The organism is Reichenbachiella sp. (assembly GCF_033344935.1).
Classification (GTDB): Bacteria; Bacteroidota; Bacteroidia; order Cytophagales; family Cyclobacteriaceae; genus Reichenbachiella.
Window position 1 is genome coordinate 1,251,485 of record NZ_JAWPMM010000001.1, and the last position, 21,993, is coordinate 1,273,477.

Below are 21,993 nucleotides of genomic sequence, written 5' to 3' on the forward strand. Positions count from 1 at the left end.
TATTACGTTTGTGGATGATGAAAATTGTTTTCCTGCGGGTTATTGCCATATTTCACAAAATTAACATACTCTTGACTTGACCATTGGTTGGGTAAAATCAATGGAACTCTCCCTTGTCCTCCGTAGAATTTAATTCTAAAATCATATAGTTTCTTTTCTTTTTTTTGATTTTTAATCACCTGGTCATACTTGGAGATTGATTGCTGTCCTAGCTTAAAATCACCACCATATACAACTCTAAAATCGATAGGATTTGTAAGTTTATTACAGTAACGAGCTATTATTTTGTTCCTTTTGTAAAGCTGAATTTCATCAGAAAAATCTTCTGGTTTGATTTCTATAAAGTAGGCAACGTTTTTTTCAATGGACCGAATCAAAAAATCGGGTGTGTACGATTTGGTATTTTCAAACACCTCAACATATTGCCCTTCGTTTCGGTAATAGGAATCGTATATTTTTTTAGGATGAACTAAATATGCAAAATTATTTTCCTCCATCAATAGGCAAAACCGAAGTTCCAACCTAGAATCAAATTTGCATCCGTTGTAGTATGTAGTTTTGTTAGGTAGGTTATATCTTTCCATATGCCTAAAAATATAGAAAGTTTAAAAAAACTAACTGTTGATCTTTCGGCTTTGGTGGAAAAATATGTTCAAACTACGCCTCCATCAAGATTGCCGTTGAGATCAACAGATTTAGAACAATATTCTTCAATTAAGATTCTTTTAAAGAACAATAGGTATAGTTATCTATCGCAATTGCTTAGAGATATTTTATCTAATGACCTAGGGGGTTATTTGCCACAAATGAGTTATGAAAAGAAAAAGCTTCAAACAAATGGGTATCAGTATCAATGGTTTTTTAATAGAGGAAAGGGAGGAATTAGGGTCAATAAAACTAAACAGTCCTCTGTTCAAAATTTCAAAATAAAGGATCAAATTATAAGGGAACCATTCTTCACCATTTCAGAAATAGAAATTTTTAAGCAGTATGGAGATAAATTTGAAGATTTGGTTGTAGGACGGAGGGAATTAAAAACGAAGTCGCAAGAAAGATTCGTTGGTGTCGTTATGGACATTTTGTCTAAGAGAGCTCTAAAGACAAAGCCTAGGACTTACTACGAAAGGTTAATGACAAAATATCTCATTTATGCTGAGTACATATTGGATAGAAAATAGCTATTTCGTGCTAATTAAAGCTAAAATTCTATAACAAAATGAGGCAAACAAAGAATCGATCGAACTACCGTACGTTAGGTTTTTGTGCAGATGAATGAGATAACAAAGGATTTGGATTTGTGCCTGAAATGCTAGCTTCTAAAGATGCTGCTTAACGTGGATCTCTCACCATTTATAACATAATCTATTAATAACAATATTCCTGGAATGACAGTCAAGACACAAAGAATCATAACGAACCAGCGAAAGAGATTATAAATTAGTCGAAACATATTTCTGTTATTAAATTAGCAAACAATAGACCAGTAAGGCCGCGCGTCAGTCTATTTTCTTAAGAGTGTGATGGAACGTGGAACCTTACTGACACACTCTTTAATTGTTTAGGCTAATGTAGTACTACTTATCCCCAATTCGTCAATATATTTTGAATGTATTGTGAGAATGAAGGAGTCTCCATGAGTACTAGGTGATTGTTGTTTTTATATCCACATAAGGTATTTTGATAGTTGTCCTGACTTTCGTAAATACTTATGAGGTCAAATTCTTGATAATGGTTGTCGAGCATGTCTAGTCCTGCATAGAACCGCTCATGAATAGTTTCTACATCTACGAAATGCCCTTTCTTTTGCACACGTCTATTTACTCGAAACTCTGCCTGTTTTGGAGAGGAGAGTCCGATGTAGATTAGATTGGTTTGAAGTCCTTCTGCTTTTGCCCTTCTGACATGATCAATTACGAGCGGATTATTGAAATTAGTTTCGAAAGCGAAGTGGTTTTTCTTACTAAATGCAAAGTCCAGTCCTTGATTGAATTTCTCTGTTATGCTATTTTTGACACCCTCTTCAATGACTGGGTCATATCCGAATTTTTTCCAGGCTGAATAAAATTCCTTGTCGAAATCAAAAGCTTCAATTCCAAAATCGGCAACTAAACTCTTGCTATGTGAGGACTTGCCAGCTCCATTAGGACCAGCTATAACTGTCAGGGTTGGAATGTTCAAAGGGCTAGCTTGGTATTTCTACGAGGTAGTTTATTAGCCGAAATTTTTAGACTTGTATTAGAGAAAAAAGCTTCGTCTTCAGCTTTTAAAGCTGTCAAACTCTCATTCATAGCCTGTTGCTGACGAAGAAAAAAATCAGGAATATTTTTTTTCTCATTTTTCATATAACAAAGATACGATTTTTGGTGGATATTCTTCGTTTGAGAAATGGATGATTTATTTTGAATAGGCTGAATTACCTCAGTTTAGACTCCCAATACTCGACTTCTCTGTCAAGCAGCATATATCGTTTAATCTTTTGGCGATACTGCCGATTAGAAGACATTTTGTACTGATGCTTACTCATTGAAGAGAGGTGGAAATTCTTGCACTTTTCACATTTGTACGGTCGTAACTTTGTGTTGTCTTCATTCTTTTTGTTTGCCTTGTTTATTTCATTTCCTCTTTTTTGAGCCTCTTCTATATTTGAAAATACTTTCTTTGTACACTCATTCATAACATTACCAGTCATTTTTTGAAAACCAAACCATATTTGAGACCTGTTTTAGTAACTAACACTCTATAATTCCAGTGACTCATGAGTCAGTATTTTTTCTATGAGACTTTTGTGACTCGGAGTATTCCTTGAAATGATAAATCAGTAGCACTACTGAAGGAATAATGATCGAAAAACCAACCAGCGTTATGATTATGATTTCAAATATTTCTTGTTTTTCCATATCAGAATTCCTCTTTGTTTAGATTGGATAGGGGTTAACGTAACTGAAATTAGTTCGATTCTGGGTTTAAACCTTCAATTATTGCGTTTTCGATATACTGAAGAGAGTTGTCATCTTGATTAATGCGTATGCTTTGACATTTAGAAAAAGATGAAATTTGCAGACCATTGAGCGGGTGCAGCTCATAAGTATGGTTAACTATACTTATGTTTTTCTGACAATACAACATTGTATAAAAAGAATCACCATAAGTCCAATGATTCATCTTTCCAACGAGATGACAATGAAACCTTAGTTTTTTATTCTTGAGTAAACCGTTGAAAACCTTATTTCGTTTGAAGTAGGCTTCAACATAATTTCTATACCTGAGAATTTGACTTAGGGCATCTAGTCTGACCTCGTCCTTTTTGAGCTCAAAGATGTGTACATCAAAGAAAATCAACTTTTTATATCTGGTCATATGAAATGCCATAATATCTGGTATGTAGATATTTTCTATTCCTAGACGTACCTCTTTTTCAATAATGAGATTTTCTATTTTGCTCCCTTCTTCTAGAGCTTCAGGGATTAGTTCCTTTTCAATTAATGATCTTCCGTCATCATCACCCAGAAGAAGTGCGTTTTGTAAATCAACTTCGTGAAAAAATTGTGTGTCAATCTTCATAATATTTGTATTTAGTTAAAATTCATTGCGTGTCAGCGAGATTCTCCAATTCAAAAACGTTTCTTTTTCATTTATTTGATTCGTCAATTTTCCTAATGACCTGTAATTCCTTGTCGACTTTCAGTGTAATTCTGTCAGATATTTGTCTCAGATCGATTTGAGAAAGCAAGCCCACTTTAGCCACATATTCAACTTTAATTTGTTTGTTTTTAGGTGTTTTCATAATGGTAATATCTTATTGACATGCTGTTACTAACTACTCACACTAATTGATGATTTAATTATTAAAATGTTCGATTGTAGCCTGTAAATACACATCCTGTTAGCTAAAAAAGAGTGTTGTTACTAATTCCTCACATTTTTTGATTCAATTAATCTTCTGTTAAAAGTGTTTCTTAAGCCATGAGAAGCAATACAGAGCTCCAATTACTAAGATTATTAATACGACTAAATAGAACTGAGCCTGTTCCAAAAAATCATGAATGATTTCAAAAATTTTCTCCATGCTGAGGTTGATTAAAGCGGTTAAAAGAATTTGTAAACTTTTCTATGGCCAGCAGTCTGCTTGATGTAGATGGGCTAGAATCTGTCATTTTCGACCAGAAAGATTTTTTTTGTTCCAAATGACGGATTTGCTCCAGAAAAGATTTTAGCCCATCACTAAATCCATGCATAACTGCATATTGATCTGCTCTGTAAACGTTTGATTTTAACACCTGTCTTTCTATCAATGAAAGTATTGAAGATAAAGCACTTAAAGGTATCCAATAGATAAGCATCAACAGGCTAAAGAATAAACTGACAACTGGTATTTTTTGGACGAATTCTAAAACATAATTGAGCATATTCGATACAATAATCATTGGTTGTGATGCAAACTCAATCATTATGTTGAACTTCGAATCTCCATTTACATAGTGCCCAATTTCACACGCCAAAATAGCCTGTAATTCTCTTTCTCCTGAATTATTTAACAGACCAGTAGAGACCAAAATACTGTCTCCAATAATCATTGCACTTTGATCTAATTCATCGTCGATAATACTAAGTGATATCTCCTTATAGAATCTGCATGATTTTACCACTTCCTGAACTGCTGGAAGTAAAACTTCTGCCTCATTTTGTGTAGGACGTCTTGCTCCCTTAAGGTAGATCAGAAATGAAGATAACTTAGGTGATAATAGACTCAATCCAAGATACATGGATAATACAATGGTCAGATAAAGAACCTGATCATGAAGGCTAATATTCACAAAAAAGAGGCAGATCATCCGAATAAAAAATAATACCAGGAAGATTGGTATGGCAGAATTCACAATAAACCTAAAAGTGAATAATAGCAATCGTTTTATAAATGTAATCATAGCTATAAATAGTTGATTTTGACTTTTTTAATCACTGATGAATCTTTGATATTTATAAAGCATTCTCCAACACCAAGAGTTTTTAGATCGTCAGGATGTACAAAAAATTCACGTGTACTCCTGACTGATCCTGCAGGTGCGGTCTCTTCATTTTTAAGTTGTCTGGTAATTTGAATGTTTTTTTTAGTGCCGAAATACTTACTAATATCTTCAGCAGTTTTGTTGCTATGGACTCTATGAGAAATGAGCATATTAGCATTGTTTAAAATTTGATCCGACCACTCTCTTAAGTCTTCTAGAGATTGAGTCCCAACCATCGTGTGTGCGCCAAATTCTCTACCTTGATTAATGAGGTTGAGCACTTGACCACCGGCAAAAACGCTGAATTCATCGAAGATTAAAAGAACAGGTTTTCTAGTTCTTTCAATACTGGATTTAATGTCGTTGATCACAACTTTTCCAATGAAAGAGGAAAATTCAGGAAACTTTAAAGCAGGCAATGCAAAATATGCAACACCATTATTTTCAATGATCTTATCAAGTTCAATGGTGTCATTATTGTATTCTGACAGATAGCTACCAAAATCGCTGTTTATGATTAAGGAAAGATGACTATATAAGCCTTTGAGCTCACTACTTTTGGTATTAGAGGAGAAGTAAATGATTTTTTCAATTAAGTCACTTTGGGCATTTCTGGCTTCCTTTAGAAAGGTAGTAATATCCAACATTTTCAAAATGGCTTCAAGTGTTAATTGTTCGCCCTGGGCTATGAGGAACTTTAAGACTAGTTGAATATAATCGCTGGCCAGAGTTTTATAGTAATCACTTTCCCACTCATCTTTGATGCAAATTATTCTATCTTTGACCTCACTTGGCGTTCCTTTTAAGAAATTATAAGAAGAATATCCTAAACAGTTGAATCCTTTTATTTTTCCTTTTGCCTGACTGTCAAGAAAGTGAATCAAGCCATCTGAAGGTTTGCCGTCAACATAAATCACAGGAAAAGATTGTTCAATAAATGCCTTGACTACATTTTTGATTGTTACTGTTTTTCCAGCTCCGGTCGTTCCTAACAATAAGCAGAATTTACTAAAGTGATCATAGGTTAAATTGAATGGAATTGAACCGTTGATTCCTAGTTGAAACTCATGAGAATTCGACTGCGGTTCGTTCGAATCACCATCCATTTTCACGGAGACTCTGGTGCTTTTTATCTGGCTATTCAGTACTAGGACTATGATTCCTACTAGTATTAGAGAAATAGTGATGAAAAACTCTTGATAACCCAAACTTTCAAACCAAGTCTCGAACTTCGATAAAGTCATATTCATGATAAATTGATTCTATATATGTTTTTAAGGATTTTGGAACGAAGTAGATTACCTTTTTTATGAAAACCGTTTTTAGATAGAAATTCCTAATCGCTTCCATCCTTGTTTTTGACTTTCGGCTTAGCTCTACTTCTATTGATATTTGCTCCCCTGAATATTTAATAAGCAGATCCGGAAAATGCTCTAGATCCACAGACTTTCTTATTTCTCGTTCAGTCATAAAACTTTCAATTTGCATTTCATCCCTTATGTTGAGAAATACGTCTAATATTTTTAGATCATGCTTTAAACTGGCTATATGTAACTCTCTCAATTTCTCCTGATTCGTGAATTTTGCACCTTCAGAAGTACACAGATATATTCCTGGTTCATTATGAAATACTCGTACCAATTCGACCATTCCAGATTTTTTTAACCTCTGCATAATCTGATAAGTTCTGACTTTTGACACCTCCAAATACGCTGCTATCTGATCAGTATTTACTTTCCCAAATCGATTGATAAATTTTAATATTTTGATATCTCTTTTTGTCATATTCAACAGCTTAGCCTATTACTCATTTATTTAATTTTCTTACTCTTACCCTCGCTTCTTTCACCTCTTTATTTTCCCATATTTTGTTTCTTCACTTTTCCACTATCCTTCTTCTTCTTCACCCCTTCAATTCTTTTATATCTACACTCATTACTTCCATATCCTTTTCCTTCATTTCTTCATTTTTATTGTAGCACTCATTACCACTTTCTCTTCTTCCCACTCCTAACCCCTTGCGCATCGTAGAGTGTGAGGGGTTAGGAGTGGGGGGAAGAGATATTTTTATGAATGTGTGCGATTCCATGGTTTTATAAGGTTTTTTGTTCTTATCATTTCTATAATTGAAATATTGAGTGAATTATAGATTGTATTATTGGATAGAATGAGGAATGATATTTTCATAAGCAAGTACCTTGAGATTCTAATTCAATGGTTTTTTTCTTCGGGTACAGTGCCACCAAATAGTACAATTCTTCCGCAAAAGGTATGTATTATTGTTTCGTATCTTCCTTCAATTCCACCTTTAGGAATTATGATTACTCTTGATTCAGGACATATAGTTTGACAACCTATCTTGATAAGCTTTTCGCTAGGGAGCTCTCGTATTTCGTAATTGATTGTCATACGAAAAGGCACTTCTTCCACAATCACATAATCTGCTTCATCATTCCATGAAATGTTTACATGAGCAGGATCTAAATCCCAATAGTCGCAATCGAAGCCTGAGTATCTCCAATTAAATTTTGTGGAATCGTAATTGAGAAAGCAGTGTTCTCCGAATGATTGATAGCCACATGAGATTGGGGCCGATACGCTTTCATCAATAATCATGGGGTTTCCTGGATTAGGAATATCGCTCGAACAACTGAGGCACACCCATAGAAAGAGCAGCAACATTACGACCTCTATAAATATTATACCTTTGAGAAATTTGATTTTTGATTCCATGATATGGTTAGTTTTTAGTTAAAAGATTTATTTCTGCCGAATTTTTTGCTTGAACCCTGCAACCTCTTAAGTGGCCATTTCTTTGATTTGAGTTCTCAAATTCTCTAGCACATCGAGGGCAAACTTTTGGGTCTTGCTTTGCTACGATCTCGCTTAGTTTGGCTTGTTCTTGGCTAATAGCTTGCTTTAGCTGGCTTCCTTCTTGCTTGAGGTTAGCTAAGTTTTGGATGGATTTAGCTAGGGATGCTTCAATTCCTTCTAGTTTCTGGCTTTCGTTCCACTTGGAAATGAAAAGATGATTGTAGGCGTAGTCAAATACACCAAAGAACAAAGTGATTACACATTTGAATGCTAGAACTAGTTTACTATTCTCAATACTTTCTCCATTCATTAACTCATGATCCCACACCTTCCAGAAATAGGCATTAATGAAAAGGGTGAAGATGAACATGATCCATTTGATCCAATCACCGGAGCTCTTCTCACTTAATTTGAACCTATCGATATGTGAACTGAAAACGAGTAACGAGAAGACAACCACTAGAGCCACAAGGCAAGAAGCAATAAGTCGCGTATTTTCACTTAGCGGTAAGTATCTGAAGAATAGAGATTGAACTTCGAAGTATCGATAAATAACGAATACAACTAACCCTAATACAACAGCATCAAATCCAGTAAGAAAACTCGCAAGTCGGTTCATAATTTGTTGGTTTTGATTCCTGGAGGCAGACCACCTTCATAGATCGCACAGTAAATCATAATTAATTAAGCTGCTGGTCTCCCAGTTATGTTTGATCTAATCAGGTGGCAATTGCCTTCCAAGAGTCATCATGTTAATTCAAGTGGTGTCCTTTCGGACTTTTTTAAAGTGGATTTTTTAGGCATGGAGCAACTCAGAATAGTTAGAAAAGAACCCAGTTGATCAGGCTGGGTTCACAACTTATAAGGAGTTGCCAACCTGCAGACTATTCGTCATTGCACTGTGCTATCCCTCAGAGAGTTGCTTCCCAGCAGAGCTCAAATCTGTTTCACACAGTATTTTTAATTTCATGAAAAGACAGATGGTTACCTGTCTTAGTTACTTAGTAGATATTAAGACACTAAGTAACTTTCAGATATTCTTACTTACTTATGTAAGTATTAGATAATCAGTGATTTATCCCCTTTAAGTAAGTAAGACAGATAATATCCTTTTTCTTGGTACACACCGTTGTACTTCTGTTCCCTATTGAAGCCAAGTACAGACATTGCCTTACCAACTTGAATCACATTTAGCTTAATTGTTCTGTCACTTTTGGCTGTCAGGTATGAGACTATGTCGGTTGAAGACCAAAATTCATCATGCTTATCTTTAGTGCCTTGTTTCAGATACCTTTGGATTAGTTCCATTTCAGGAGTTGATACCTGGTACTTTCTATTTACTCTCTCATTTTCGGCGATTTCATCGGGTGTTAATTCATACTTAAACCCATCCTTGTAGAGTGAATATGCCTGTCCCCAAACTTTGTCTATGCTCACATTTTTAGAGTAATTCCAGTCAATAGAATCCAATTCGAAACAAAGCCATCGTACCGACCCTGTCTCGTCATTCAGGAATTCCATCTTATTCGTTGAGCCTATAAAACTCGCTCTTCTTGGAAGCATGTCAGGACGGCGTTCATACGGCCTTCTTACTTTTACAGTTTCCTTGCTGAATATGCTTTTTAGACCGTTGATTTCAACTTTCGTAAGAGTGGCCAATTCATCGAGGACAATGAGTAAGTTTTCGCATAGACTGATTAAACTGTCCTTGTCGGTATTGATATTCTCGGTAACATAATCAGCCAATTGATTTGGAACTAGGAAGCGGCATAGAGTTGACTTACCACTATTTTGAACTGGGTGTACGAAAATCAAGGCTTGCTTATTGAATACTTTATCATCGATTGCGCAAGCTATCGTCCTTACAAACATCTTTTTGAAGTGGTTTTCAAACCGCTCTCTTTCTTTTACTTTGATGTATGTGGAAAATGACATAATATGATCTGTCCCGTCCCACTTCGGTAATGATTCAAAATAATTGATGAAAGGATTGTATTTAGGTACGAAATCAGACTTCATAAGAGCTACTATATTGTTTAATGAAAAATTGAAATTTTGATGTTGTAGCTCACGGTAGATATTGTTTTCGTTTAGCGCTTGCCACCTGTTGGCATTCTTTTCTTTGTACTCGTGCCTGTTTGAAATTTCATTGTATTGGAAATCGTATGTGGCACTCAAATAGTCTTCTACTATTTTGAATAGAGACTTGATTTCTTTTTTATCCGCCAATGCTCTTGGGATTTAGGTTTGGAAATTGTTGAATTAACCTTACCTTTGATTCAGTACGAAATCACAGTAAGACCACGGGTGCAACCGTGGTTTTTCATTTTCTAGCTGCCTGTAGCAGATGCCGATTCTTTTGAATAGCAGCCTTTAACTGTGACTTGTAATACCTCACTTTGCTACTTCCTTCTGCTTGTTCAAAGGGAATTAACCCTTTCTTTTTCCAGGTTATGATAGTTGTTTGACTTATACCTAAGAACTCCGCAGCTTGTCGTTGATTCAAAGGCTTGTCTTCGGATGAAGTAATAATCCCTAAAGTTTGAGATTTTCGAATAGCGTTAGCCACCAGTTGTTCAAGTTCATCCTCGTTTAGTTCTGTGTATGTTACTTTTCCCATGTTTAACTGTATTTGGTTTAAATCAGCTTTTATGGGTTCAAAGAAGACGAGAGAAAAATTTTGATTTTACGTAAATTCAAAAAATCACGTAATTAAGTATGCCAGAAGCGTGTATAGTAGAGGTATTACTTTTTCAAGACTCCGCTCGTTGCGTAAATTTCTGAGATGTCGATTTGTTTGATATAGTCATGAACTGGAATCTTGTTCTCATCAATTAAAAATTCATAAAGCGCCCTTAGAGAATAAGGGGTATTCAAATTACTTACCATAACTCGGCAGAAGCCTAGCTTGTTATATATTCCTAAAACAGTCAGCCAGTGTCTAAATAATACGACCAAGTTTCCCTTTTTAAACTGAGGAGACCATTGAATTCGGGTTTTGGCACAATTATTCTTTGAGAGAAAGGTAGCTTCTATAAGTGAGTCAATTTTATCGGAATCCATCAGTAGGAAACCTTGGTTAATCAGGTATAATAAAGAAGATTTTACAAAGTTGATATTTTGAACTTTAGAGATGGGAATATTAAGGTAGTGTTCTGTAAAGTGATCTTCAAGGATGCTTCCTTTATAATAATCAATGTCGTTTTTCTCGCAGTACCAATTCGCTTGACCTTTTGTGCCAAAAGGCAATAATTTTCGATTGTCATTTTGCTCATTCACGGATCCAATACGCAGCTTCAGTACAGTGTCTGATTTGGTGATTTTAGAGAATTGTTTAAGTAACGTCAAATGCTTCAAGCGTAACGTAAGATTTGACCCTATTTTTTGTTCTTTTACGTAGTCGTCAAACTGATCAAGTGAATTGAAAATTAAGGCTAAAAGATAGTTTGACTCAAAAGTGATTGAATTTTCATATAAATGCATTAAGTCATTGTACCACTCATTTAGAGCACAATCCAGTTGCCTATCAGAGTTTTTGAAAAGTACTTCTAGTATATGAATTTCATATTCTGAAATACAAGAAATAGCAATTAGATTGCTTCTTTTTTCAATTATTTCATGAATCTGATATACCAATTTTATGAAGGAAATTTCGGGATGCTCATATAAGAAAGTACTTATAAGAGAATTGGTCTCACTCTCGATCTTCTCTTTTAGTTTCAGAAAGGTATTTGATTCTAGGTCGAGTTCAGACCTATCTTGAACTAGTTTTAGACAGCTTTCAAACAGCTGATTTAAGTCTTGATAATGAAGTGTATGGCTTAGGTTAGTAATCATATAGCTTAAATTTTATCCCATGTGTTATCCATCTCGGTTTTCTTTACATCTTCTGCGATCTTGATATACTTTTTGAAATGCACTTCTTTTTTGTGTCCAGTGATATTCCTAACAACCATTTCCTTCATGCCCAAGATCAGAGAGTTAGTTGCAAAGGTCTTTCTAGCGGTATGACTTGATATAACCTCATGTTTTGGCTTAGTGGTTTCAATTCTATTACCGCCTACAGACCTTGAAACAACTATCTCAGAATCAATCTCTGCAGTTTTACAGCACTCTTTGATGTATGAATTATATTTCTGATTGGAGATTTTAGGTAATGGATTGTGAATGGTGTCCTTGTAGCGGTTCAAAATCTCCTTTGCGTATTTGTTTAGCGGTATTTTATGATTGACCTCTTTAGTCTTTTGAATGTTTTTTAGAATGTAGTCTGAGTGGATATGAGCAGGGAGGAGAGAGGTTAAATCCGAAAATCGCAAACCAGTAAAACAAGCAAAGCAGAAAGTATCTTTTACATGATTCAAACGATTAGATTTGAAATCGTAATTATGCAACCTTAGAAGCTCCTCAATAGTCAGGTAAACCACTTCTTTTTCTATTTCTGGAGCTTTAAATTTTCTGTAAGTAAGGGTTGTATTATAATCTCGTTCAGTTGCCCAGTTGAGAAACGATTTGAGATTAGCGATAATTTTAGAAAAGTAGTTGTCGGCTATCTTTTTTTCTATGAATGCATAAGTTCTGAAATCTTCAAAAAATTCGAAGTCTATATTTCTAAATGTCAGTTTTCTCTTTTTTTCGCTTTCGAAGTTTTTGAGAAAATTGAAGCAAGTTTGATATGCCATTAATGTACGCTTGGCTTTATTGCTTTGCCCAACTTTTATGAATTCTTCGAAGACATTGAAAAATGATTTTTTTTCAACTTCCAGGAGAGAGGGATTTTCAATTCGGTCAAGAACGTATTTTTTCGTCAAAGTAATATTTTCCTTAAGTACAACTTTGTTGATTTGATGAACAAGCTCTTGTAAACTTTCCAGTTTTGAATTGATGATTTGGTTATCTTCTTTCGACTTGTCCCCTGATTGTTTCAGTCTTGATTTCTTATCATTCCAGTCAGATGGTTTTACTTTGGCATGCTGCACAGCTTTACGTATTCGTTGACTACTAAATGTCAAAGTCATGAAGATAGGACACATGCCGTCTTTGTCTTTTTTTTGCTCATTTGGCTTAAAGGAAAGATTGATCATATAGAACTCAAATTCTTATTTGGTGGCAAAACTGGTGGCAAATTTTTTGTTCAAGTTGGAACAACTCTATTTGAATAGATTCTATTTGACCTTTGCCAGTGATTTGAGCTAATATAAAGAGGATATAATTAATTCTGAAAACATCAAAGTTCGGCCCTGGGTACTCAAACCCCTGATAATCTTAGACTATCAGGGGTTTTTTTATAACAATCCTATCTCCAATAGCTGACCTTTCACTACCTCACTCCAACATTCATAGCCCTTTTTATTTAAATGGAGCATGTCTTCTATGAAAAGTTCGGTTCTAGCTTTTCCACCTTTATCAATCATGTAATCGTAGGTCTCAATCCAATAAAGTTGATCATCTGGATCCACCAAAGATTTGAGTTTTTTATTGAGCATGATGATCTTGGATTGAAGGTGCATGCGACTTGGGCTAGGTTTTACAGATATGATTGAGATCGGCGCAGCGGGTACGTGCTGTTTTATTTTATCAATCAGCAAGTGAACGGTTCTGAGTATTTCCTCGGGTGTTCGGCCATTTGCCAAATCGTTATCTCCACCATAAATAACAAAGGAATTCGGGTGAATACCTTTGAAAATTTGATCGAAGTAGTGTAGGCACCATTCATAGGTAGAGCCGCCAAAGGCGAAATTGGTTGCTTTATTATTTTCTAAATCGGATTGCATAGTCTCCCAAAGCCGAAGGGTGCTACTCCCGTAAAAAGCTATGAGGCCTTTTTCTTTTCTTTTAGGCAATACACGTCTTCTCAAGGATTTGACTTCCTGATCAAATTCTAGTTGCGCGCTCCTTTCGGTTTCAATGGTGGTCACCAGCTGCTGCACGTAATCCCGGTATTCTTTCTGATAATCATTCAAAAAAGAGTAAATGTCGTCTTTCTTGTATGGTCTGAGTTTTTCACTTAGCCTAAAGGGTTTCTTGATTTCGCAGGCAAATTTTTTGTCCGATATTCTTTTATCAAAATTTGCCATAACTACTGGAACAATCAGCGGTTCAAAATCCAGATTTTGTATCAGTTTGAAAATACCAGCTTTAAAAATCGTCGGGGAAGTTTCTGTTGTATGCGAAACTCCCTCAGGACTAATAATGATATTTTTTTTCTGATGAAGAGCATTTTTTATCTCATTATTGAAATTTTTTAAAGCCTTTGTTTTCTGAATTTTTGATTGGTCAGATTCATCTGAATCCCTCGTGATTACATTGATGAAATCGAATTTGTTATAATAATTATCATGTCCAAATTCTTCTCGTTTGCCTAACCGCACCACTCTCTTGGCCTGTTGACCATATATTTCAAAAAGCAGATATCCGAGGTAATGAGAATCAAGAGTTATTTGAAATTGATTGGGCAAAGTGTAATATTCATCGTTACTTAAGTGATTGTAGATAAATATACATCCCGTTTGGGCGGGCATATTTTCTAATCCTTTTACAAAAATAGATGGAATAGTAAATGCTTTTTTACAAGCCAACATACAGTCTTGTTGGATATCCTCCTTTGATTTTTTATCACTTTGTACGGTAACTTCATATATTTCAAGGAGCGCTTGATAGAAAGCAGATTCCTTCTGCGTCTTGATAAGATTATCCAAACATAAAGAGGCCAAATTTCTCTCGGCCGGTCGGCCAGTCAATTCCACATGATGCAGAACTGCCAAAGCATCGGGAATCGTATTTTTATTAGCTAGTAAAAAGGGTACTTTATGTAAATCTGATTGTACCGAAATTTTGGTGTTGTTGCCAGTTATCAGAGTGTTGGCTACGATCTCTTCATCGTTAAACTGGGAAGTAATGAATCGAGTGCGTACTGCTCGAAGTTGGTTGTTGATAAGCCAAAGTACTCTTTTTTGAAATTTTAATTCAAATTCCCAATGAAGTTTAAATCCTTTGGTTAGCGTAGACCAGGGAATATATCGGACGATGGAATCCTTTGTAGCAAATGCAATCATAGCACTCTCGACTCCAAGCAAAGAAGACGAACTGATCAGGTACCCAGGTGTAGAAATGGATCTAAACGGTACATTGAATTCTTTCCCTGATTCTACATCAAAGAGATTTCTGGCATACTGCACAGCGCCTGATTCAATGATAAAGACACCCTTTTTTATTTCTCCCTGATCGATAATCAGATCCCCTTTTTGATACTGGCGTCTTTCCATTTTTGGTGTTAGTAGTGCTAGGTGTTTTTCTTCAAACACTTCAAAAAATGGTGACTGCATTAAAAACAAGATGGAATCTGATGGGGTTTCAGATTCATAAGTAAGAAAACCGTTAGTTGAAGGTTGGTATGTTATGGCTGCAGTGGTAACCTGACCTGACGAAAATAATCCACTTGTATCACTGATGAATTTGCTGGAGTGGAGATTGATAAAATTGAAAAATTTAGTGGCCAGTCTTGGATTTTGCTCTAAGGTAGCAATGAGCAATTGAGTTTCCCATTGAATGAGCTTGGCCGACTCCGTTGCGACGACAGCAGAGGTTTCATTTCTAAAGGGTGAAATAAATGCATCCATTCCAATGGGTGCAAAGGGTGAATGGCTTTTCCCTGCCAAAATCTCCTCGCTATCATTAGCCAACAGTTGATGAAAATGTACGGTACCTTCTAGCAGAAGATAGAAATGTGCTACCCGTTCAAATTGTTTTTTTAAGGAGGTGCCTTTTTCGTATGTGACTACTTGGGCAATATCACTTAATTCAAGAATTGCTTGAGGTAGTAGATTATTCATTAGTTGACTTGATTTAATTATCAATGAAACAACCTAATTGTTGAAATATTGATCAGTAAAATTGATTTTAATTGAATAATGGATGGTTGTTTGTATGATTTTTTAAAAATATCAAAAATGAGCAGAATATTTTGATAATTGAATGTGTTTTTTCGCAGTTAACTAGAGTTAAGTACTGAATAACAATTCATTTGTTAGCAGTATCTGAAGCAAAATGCTTACTTGAATAATCAAAATTGTGGAAGAGCAATATCCAGCCGCTTCTCATTTACCAATTAGGTGGTTTAGAGAGATAAGTGGTGAAACTTTGAAAAGTTCATTGAGGAAACTTGAATCTGGTGCTAACGATAGTCGAAAGCACCTCTGACTATACTGTTGGATATAATCAAGTGTGATTGGAAGGGATGAGTGAGACTCATCCCTTCACTTTGTATCATAAATATGAAGAGGAGATAGCGAATTTTATACCACCTTAGGATACAAATCTTAATCCTGTCATTGTGCTATCGATTCATGTTGTCAAAGCGAAACTCCTCTTTTCCACGGAATGAAATCTTCCTGATTCATCAGTACGGCTTTGGACTGAATTTCTCCACTGGCAATTTTGATGACCTGATCGAGCATTTCTTCGCCCATTTCTGGAATACTTTTTTTCCCTTCGATCACCTCGCCTGTATTGATGTCTATGATATCTGGCATACGCTCTGCCAATTTCGAATTCGAAGACACTTTCAAGATCGGTGCAATCGGATTGCCTGTAGGCGTGCCTAGGCCTGTGGTAAAGAGCACCACATTGGCTCCAGAGCCTACGAGACCGGTCGTCGATTCCACGTCATTGCCAGGCGTGCAGAGCAGGCTCAAGCCGGGCTCGTTTGCGTACTCGGTATAGTCTAATACATCTACCACGGGTGAAGTGCCGCCTTTTTTAGCCGCTCCGGCAGATTTCATGGCGTCTGTGATCAGACCGTCTTTGATGTTGCCGGGCGAAGGATTCATGTCGAAGCCAGAGCCGACATCTTCCGCCGCTTTGGCGTAGGCCCGCATCAGTTTGATGAATTTTTCGGCATGTGCTGGATTGTTCGTTCTGTTGATCAACTCCTGCTCTACGCCACAGAGTTCTGGAAACTCAGACAATATCGCTTTGCCTCCCAAAGCAGTTATCATATCCGAAACATGACCCAAAGTGGGATTGGCAGAAATGCCCGAAAATCCATCAGACCCACCACATTCCAATCCGATGGTGAGTTTGGATAGCGGTGCTGGCTGTCGCTCTATTTTGTTGGCTTCGATCAGTCCTTTGAATGTTTCCTTAATCGCTCCTTCGATCAAGTCGGTTTCTTTGCCCATCTCTTGCTGATCAAAAATCAGCAAAGGTTTCGTCAGCGTACCAGAAGCATCGGCTATGGCACTTTGTAGTGTGCTTACCTGTGCATTTTGGCACCCAAGACTCAGCACAGTTGCTCCTGCCACATTGGGGTTTTTCAGGTACCCGGCCAGCAAACGACACAGCGTATCGCTGTCCTCACGAGTGCCACCACATCCCGCTTGGTGCGTGATGAATTTGATTTTTACATTTTCGAATACGTGATTTTTGGCCTGGCCATTGGAGGAGGCTAATTTGATTTCATCAAACGAAGCGCCACTGGTGTATTGATTGACCAAACTGCTCGCAAAGTCACTGTATGCATTGGACTGTTCGTAGCCCAGCGCTTTTTCAAATGCCTTTTTAATGGTGAGGATATTTCTGTTTTCACAGAATACCAAAGGAAATACAAGCCACACATTATCTGTGCCCACTTGTCCGTCGGCACGGTGATAGCCATTGAAAGTGCGATTGGTGAATTTACTCACGTCAGGGGCGGTCCATTGAAACGCGCCGTTGGTTTTGCCAGAAAATTCGGTGGCCTTATGCGCCGTGTTTTCTACAGTGATGGCTTGCCCTTGTTTGATGTCGTGCTTGGCCGTACCTACCACCAGGCCATACATGTACATTTCTTCACCTTTGGCAAAATCGTGTAGTGCAAATTTATGTTTGGCCTGAATGCTTTGCTGTAGCGTCACTTCGGTGTCGTTTACCAGCAAAGTAGTACCTGCATCGAGGTCAGTCAGTGCCACACCCAGGTTGTCTGTATCGTTGATGGTTATTGCCTGATTCATGCTTTTGCAGTTAAAAAGTCTCCGATGGTCGCTCCGTCGTTGAGCATTTGTAGTTGGCTGGTCATCAATTCTCTCAATCCTTCGATTTCGTTTAGATCCTGATCCCAATAGTCGGCTTTCGCCAAAATGGTTTTTATCATCTCTTCGGCATTGAGATTGGTCGATTTGAGGCTGTTGAAGAAAATTTTCACCTCTTCGTTGTCCTGTATTTCAAAATCGCTCAAATACAATTTGATCAGATGGGTAAATGCCAGCACAAGGCCTTCCGGCAATACTTGATTGGCATTCAAACTATCTAACAGAGAAGGAAGGACCCTCACCTTATACTTCGAAATCGAATTCAAAGCGATGGATTTGAGCTCATGTCTGATGTATGGATTTTTAAACCGCTCCAATACCTCTTCGGCATAGGCCTCTAATTCATCTTTTGGCAAATTGATCGTAGGGGAGATCTCCTCGAAAATGATCTGACGAACAAACTGCCCAACTGTTTCATCTTCTACCGTTTCCTTCACAGTTTCCAAACCATTCCATAATCCTACAGGTACCATCGAAGTATGTGCACCGTTCAATATTCGAACTTTTCTTACTCTGTATGGCGTCAGGTCATCGGTGTAAATCACGTTGAGTCCTGCTTTGTCCGCAGGAAAGGCCGCCTGAATTTCTTTGCTGCCTTCAATTACCCATAAGTGAAATATCTCTGAGGAAACGATCAGATTGTCTTCATAGCCAACCGCTTTCTGTATCTCCGCTACTTCGTCTTTCGGGTAACCAGGTACTATTCTGTCCACCAAGGTATTGGCGAAGTAGTTGTGCAATTCCACCCATTCGGTAAATGCTTCGGGTAGATTCCAAAGTTTAGCATAACTGAGGATGGCGGCTTTTAGTTTCTCACCATTTTTGTCAATCAACTCCACCGGAATAAACTTCAAACCTTTGTTTGCATCACCGCCGAACTGCTGAAATCGCTGCCATAAGAGTTGGGTTGCCTTTCCTGGAAAGGTGTTGGCCAAAGCCCCTTTTTCAGGGAAATCATCCGCTTTGAATACAATTCCAGCTTCGGTAGTGTTTGATATCACTAATTCCAGTTCGCTCGACAAAATCACTTGGTCATAGCTCGCTCGGTCTTCAAAAGGGTTGATTGATTGTTGGATACAGGAGATCAGACAAGTTTCGCTCGTAGCTTGTCCGTTTTGCAGTCCTCTGTATATGTGGTGGTACAAACTGTCTTGTTTTCTGAGCATATCGGTCATGCCTTGAGCGATAGGCTGTACCACGGCCACACCACAATTGTAGTCATGCGACTGGTTCATCAGATCGATCATCCAGTCGGCAAATGCACGGAGGAAGTTGCCCTCTCCAAACTGTAGCACTTTGATGGGAAGGGGGTTGGTAGATGCTGTATTTCTATTTAATGCTTGCATAATTTCTTATTCAAATAACTGTGGTAAAAATAAACTGAGCTGTGGGATATAGGTCACCAAAAACAACACGATGATCATGGCGATAAACAAAGGAACTAATGGCTTGATCACTTTTTCCAGTGAAATACCAGCCACACCAATGCCCACAAACAAAACCGACCCGACAGGCGGTGTACACAATCCGATACACAAGTTCATCACCATAATGATTCCGAAATGAACCGGATCGATACCGATGGATGTCACAACAGGTAGGAATATCGGAGTAAAAATCAATACCGCTGGTGTCATATCCATGAAAATGCCTACACACAACAATAGTATATTGATCAACAACAAGATGATGATCGGATTGTCCGAGATGCTTAACAGTCCAGCAGTCACCGCCTGAGGAATGTCGGCGTAAGCCATCACCCACGACATGCTCATGGAGCAGGCAATCAGCAGCGCTACGACCGCAGTAGTGCCCACCGAACTGACGGCAATACTTCTTATTTTTTCGAACGTAAGTTCTTTGTAAATCAACGCCAAAAGGAAGGTGTACAACACGGCAATTCCCGATGCCTCGGTGGCTGTAAATATCCCTACCACGATGCCACCAATCACTACCACGAGCATCATCAAGCTTGGGAAAGCATGAATGAATGTGGATAGCAAAGTTTTTATTGTTGACTTTTCCCCTCGTGGGTAATTTTTGATTTTGGCATAGACGAAGGCTACCAGCATGAGTGCGAAACCCATCAGAATACCCGGTATGTACCCGGCCAAAAACAAGGCAGCAATAGAAACACCACCACTGGCCAGAGAGTACACAATCAGAATATTGGAAGGGGGAATGACCAAGCCTGTAGTAGATGAAGCGATATTGACCGCCGCGCTGTACGACTTTTCATAGCCTTCTTTTTCCATGCGTGGGCCTAAGGTACCGCCTATAGCCGATACCGCCGCCATGGCCGAACCTGATATCGCACCAAACAGCATCGCGCCAATGATATTGACATATGCCAATCCTCCAGGAAACGAGCCGACCAGCGCTTTCGCGAAAGCGATCAAGCGATGGGCAATGCCTCCTTGATTCATGATTTGTCCGGCTAGGATAAAAAATGGAATGGCCAGTAAAGAAAAACTGTCTAGTCCCGTAGCCATACGCTGGGCGATGGTGGTGTAGGCAGGCATCTGATCAATATTGACCAAAATGGTCAGCATAGAAGCTAGCCCCACGCTATAGGCCACCGGCACGCCTACCACGAGGAAAAACAAAAAACTGATCACCAATGTATATACCTCAAGATGCTCCATGACTACTTTTTAACTGGTTGAAAAAATCTGAAAGGGCGTAATAGCAAATCAATAGGCCGCTCAAGGGCAAGGCCATATACACATAGCCCAAGGACAATTGCATGGCGGATGAAGTCTGTCCCAGCTGGAATGAAATCACAACTAGTCGCGTACCGCCGATGATTAATGTGAAGATCGAAAAGACACAAATCACCAATCGGATGGCCATTTGCTGATATTGCTTTTGTTTAGCAGTGAGCTTTCTTTCGAGCAATTCAATGGCCACGTGCATGCCTTTGCCTGAGGCATAAGCCGCACCGAGCAGACCCACCCAGATCAGCAAGTATCGGGACAGCTCGTCTGTAAATGCACTTGGGTCATTCAATACATATCTGGAGGCCACTTGCCACAAGACATTGATCACCATAAGTCCTAATAGCAAGCTCAGGCTCGTTTCTAATATTTTGTCCAACTTATCTCTCATCTGCTAATGTGATTGGATTACTTTCAATTTTCTTGATTTCCTGAATGAGCTGATACAGCTCAGGATCTTTTTCATATTGCGCGTATAGCGGTGCTACTTTTTCCTGAAAAGGAGACTTCTTAGGATAATAGACAGTGACACCAGCCGCCTTTACTTTCGCTAAGCTTTCTGCAACAGACGCTGCCCATACTTGCTTTTGATAGTGGACGGCACGGTCGGCAGCTTCTTGTAGCCATGTTTTCTGCTGCTCATCCAAGCTATTCCACAAATAGGTGCTTACAATGAGTACATCCGGTATCGTGGTGTGCTCGTCGATTGAATAGTGCTTGCAGATCTCGTAATGCCGCGAAGTGTAGAAACTCGGCGGATTGTTCTCGGCAGCATCTACCACACCTTGCTGCAAGGCCGTGTACAGTTCCCCAAAGGAAACGGGCGTAGGCGTGCCGCCCAGCGTACTGACCATATCGAAGGCCGACTGGCTGTTCATCACCCGAATTTTTAATCCAGCTAAGTCTAGCGGAGATTCTATTGGAGCGTCTTTTGAGTAAAAACTTCTGCTACCTGCATCGAAGAAGCACAGGCCGCGCAAGCGATAATCGCTACCTTTCATAAGTAGTTTTTTACCAATAGGCCCTTGCAAGACCTGCGCAGTATGTGCAGAATCTTTGAATAAATAGGGCAGTGTCAATACCTTGATCTCTGGTACAAAATTCTCCAATGCTCCTGCGGAAACTTTGGTCATATCCAAGCTGCCTATTTGGAGTAGTTCCAATAGGTCTCTTTCTTTTCCTAACTGGCCATTGGCATAAATATCCATGGTGAGTTGCCCCTCAGAGATTTCATCCAATAACCTGGCCATCTCCACCATACCAATATGGACGGGGTGTGTTTCGTTGAGCTCGTGCGCAAGCTTTAGCACACGCACCTCTTTCTTGCCAGAGCAAGAAAGAAGGCATATACTATTCACTAACAAAACAAAACCTATCAATTTTAATTTCATC

General features: G+C 38.2%; 22 protein-coding genes. 1 reads left to right on the forward strand and 21 read right to left on the reverse strand.

What is annotated here, in order from left to right:
• Positions 1–2 precede the first annotated feature (2 nt).
• Positions 3–584, reverse strand: a complete 582-nt coding sequence (locus R8N23_RS05410) for a hypothetical protein (protein ID WP_318170546.1) — start codon at positions 582–584, stop codon at positions 3–5.
• On the opposite strand from R8N23_RS05410, the gene R8N23_RS05415 reads away from it, so the two are divergent.
• Positions 585–1,178 (forward strand): hypothetical protein, encoded by a 594-nt coding sequence (locus tag R8N23_RS05415; RefSeq protein WP_318170547.1) that lies wholly within the window; start codon positions 585–587, stop codon positions 1,176–1,178.
• Between the two features lie 400 nt (positions 1,179–1,578).
• Here the strand turns inward: R8N23_RS05415 and R8N23_RS05420 are convergent, their stop codons facing one another.
• The 20 genes from R8N23_RS05420 to R8N23_RS05515 all read right to left on the reverse strand — a co-directional run bounded on the left by R8N23_RS05420 (position 1,579) and on the right by R8N23_RS05515 (position 21,992).
• Positions 1,579–2,178, reverse strand: coding sequence for a zeta toxin family protein (locus tag R8N23_RS05420; protein ID WP_318170548.1), 600 nt, complete (start codon positions 2,176–2,178; stop codon positions 1,579–1,581).
• Positions 2,175–2,342 carry a hypothetical protein gene (locus R8N23_RS05425; RefSeq protein WP_318170549.1) on the reverse strand — a complete coding sequence of 56 codons (168 nt, stop codon included), beginning with the start codon at positions 2,340–2,342 and terminating at the stop codon, positions 2,175–2,177. The genes R8N23_RS05420 and R8N23_RS05425 overlap by 4 nt, the downstream gene beginning before the upstream one ends.
• A 604-nt stretch (positions 2,343–2,946) precedes the next feature.
• A complete protein-coding gene (locus tag R8N23_RS05430; protein ID WP_318170550.1) occupies positions 2,947–3,561 on the reverse strand; it encodes a hypothetical protein in 615 nt (204 codons plus the stop codon).
• A 67-nt stretch (positions 3,562–3,628) separates the two neighbouring features.
• On the reverse strand, positions 3,629–3,784 hold the full coding sequence (locus R8N23_RS05435; protein ID WP_318170551.1) for a hypothetical protein: 156 nt from the start codon (positions 3,782–3,784) through the stop codon (positions 3,629–3,631).
• A gap of 265 nt (positions 3,785–4,049) precedes the next feature.
• Entirely contained in the window at positions 4,050–4,763 is a 714-nt protein-coding gene (locus tag R8N23_RS05440) for a M48 family metalloprotease (protein WP_318170552.1), read from the reverse strand.
• 164 nt (positions 4,764–4,927) lie between these two features.
• Positions 4,928–6,256, reverse strand: coding sequence for a type IV secretory system conjugative DNA transfer family protein (locus tag R8N23_RS05445; protein WP_318170553.1), 1,329 nt, complete (start codon positions 6,254–6,256; stop codon positions 4,928–4,930).
• Entirely contained in the window at positions 6,219–6,791 is a 573-nt protein-coding gene (locus R8N23_RS05450; protein WP_318170554.1) for a helix-turn-helix domain-containing protein, read from the reverse strand. Before R8N23_RS05450 ends, R8N23_RS05445 begins: the two co-directional genes overlap by 38 nt.
• A gap of 118 nt (positions 6,792–6,909) precedes the next feature.
• Positions 6,910–7,095 carry a hypothetical protein gene (locus tag R8N23_RS05455; protein WP_318170555.1) on the reverse strand — a complete coding sequence of 62 codons (186 nt, stop codon included), beginning with the start codon at positions 7,093–7,095 and terminating at the stop codon, positions 6,910–6,912.
• A gap of 122 nt (positions 7,096–7,217) precedes the next feature.
• Positions 7,218–7,739 (reverse strand): hypothetical protein, encoded by a 522-nt coding sequence (locus R8N23_RS05460; protein WP_318170556.1) that lies wholly within the window; start codon positions 7,737–7,739, stop codon positions 7,218–7,220.
• 7 nt (positions 7,740–7,746) lie between these two features.
• Positions 7,747–8,439 (reverse strand): hypothetical protein, encoded by a 693-nt coding sequence (locus R8N23_RS05465; protein WP_318170557.1) that lies wholly within the window; start codon positions 8,437–8,439, stop codon positions 7,747–7,749.
• 440 nt (positions 8,440–8,879) lie between these two features.
• Complete coding sequence (locus tag R8N23_RS05470; RefSeq protein WP_318170558.1) at positions 8,880–10,049, reverse strand: VapE domain-containing protein; 1,170 nt, start codon at positions 10,047–10,049, stop codon at positions 8,880–8,882.
• Positions 10,050–10,143: 94 nt separating this feature from the next.
• Positions 10,144–10,440 (reverse strand): helix-turn-helix domain-containing protein, encoded by a 297-nt coding sequence (locus R8N23_RS05475; protein WP_318170559.1) that lies wholly within the window; start codon positions 10,438–10,440, stop codon positions 10,144–10,146.
• A 125-nt stretch (positions 10,441–10,565) separates the two neighbouring features.
• A complete protein-coding gene (locus tag R8N23_RS05480; RefSeq protein WP_318170560.1) occupies positions 10,566–11,657 on the reverse strand; it encodes a hypothetical protein in 1,092 nt (363 codons plus the stop codon).
• Between the two features lie 5 nt (positions 11,658–11,662).
• Complete coding sequence (locus R8N23_RS05485; RefSeq protein WP_318170561.1) at positions 11,663–12,901, reverse strand: site-specific integrase; 1,239 nt, start codon at positions 12,899–12,901, stop codon at positions 11,663–11,665.
• Between the two features lie 201 nt (positions 12,902–13,102).
• Positions 13,103–15,649 carry a GDSL-type esterase/lipase family protein gene (locus R8N23_RS05490; protein ID WP_318170562.1) on the reverse strand — a complete coding sequence of 849 codons (2,547 nt, stop codon included), beginning with the start codon at positions 15,647–15,649 and terminating at the stop codon, positions 13,103–13,105.
• Between the two features lie 519 nt (positions 15,650–16,168).
• The gene (locus R8N23_RS05495) at positions 16,169–17,806 is read right to left on the reverse strand and encodes an altronate dehydratase family protein (RefSeq protein WP_318170563.1); all 1,638 of its coding nucleotides are present in this window, start codon (positions 17,804–17,806) and stop codon (positions 16,169–16,171) included.
• Positions 17,803–19,230 (reverse strand): tagaturonate reductase, encoded by a 1,428-nt coding sequence (locus tag R8N23_RS05500; RefSeq protein WP_318170564.1) that lies wholly within the window; start codon positions 19,228–19,230, stop codon positions 17,803–17,805. Before R8N23_RS05500 ends, R8N23_RS05495 begins: the two co-directional genes overlap by 4 nt.
• Before the next feature lie 6 nt (positions 19,231–19,236).
• Positions 19,237–20,529, reverse strand: a complete 1,293-nt coding sequence (locus R8N23_RS05505) for a TRAP transporter large permease (protein ID WP_318170565.1) — start codon at positions 20,527–20,529, stop codon at positions 19,237–19,239.
• Complete coding sequence (locus R8N23_RS05510; protein WP_318170566.1) at positions 20,516–20,992, reverse strand: TRAP transporter small permease; 477 nt, start codon at positions 20,990–20,992, stop codon at positions 20,516–20,518. Before R8N23_RS05510 ends, R8N23_RS05505 begins: the two co-directional genes overlap by 14 nt.
• Positions 20,982–21,992 (reverse strand): TRAP transporter substrate-binding protein, encoded by a 1,011-nt coding sequence (locus R8N23_RS05515; RefSeq protein WP_318170567.1) that lies wholly within the window; start codon positions 21,990–21,992, stop codon positions 20,982–20,984. The genes R8N23_RS05510 and R8N23_RS05515 overlap by 11 nt, the downstream gene beginning before the upstream one ends.
• Between the last annotated feature and the right edge of the window lies 1 nt (position 21,993).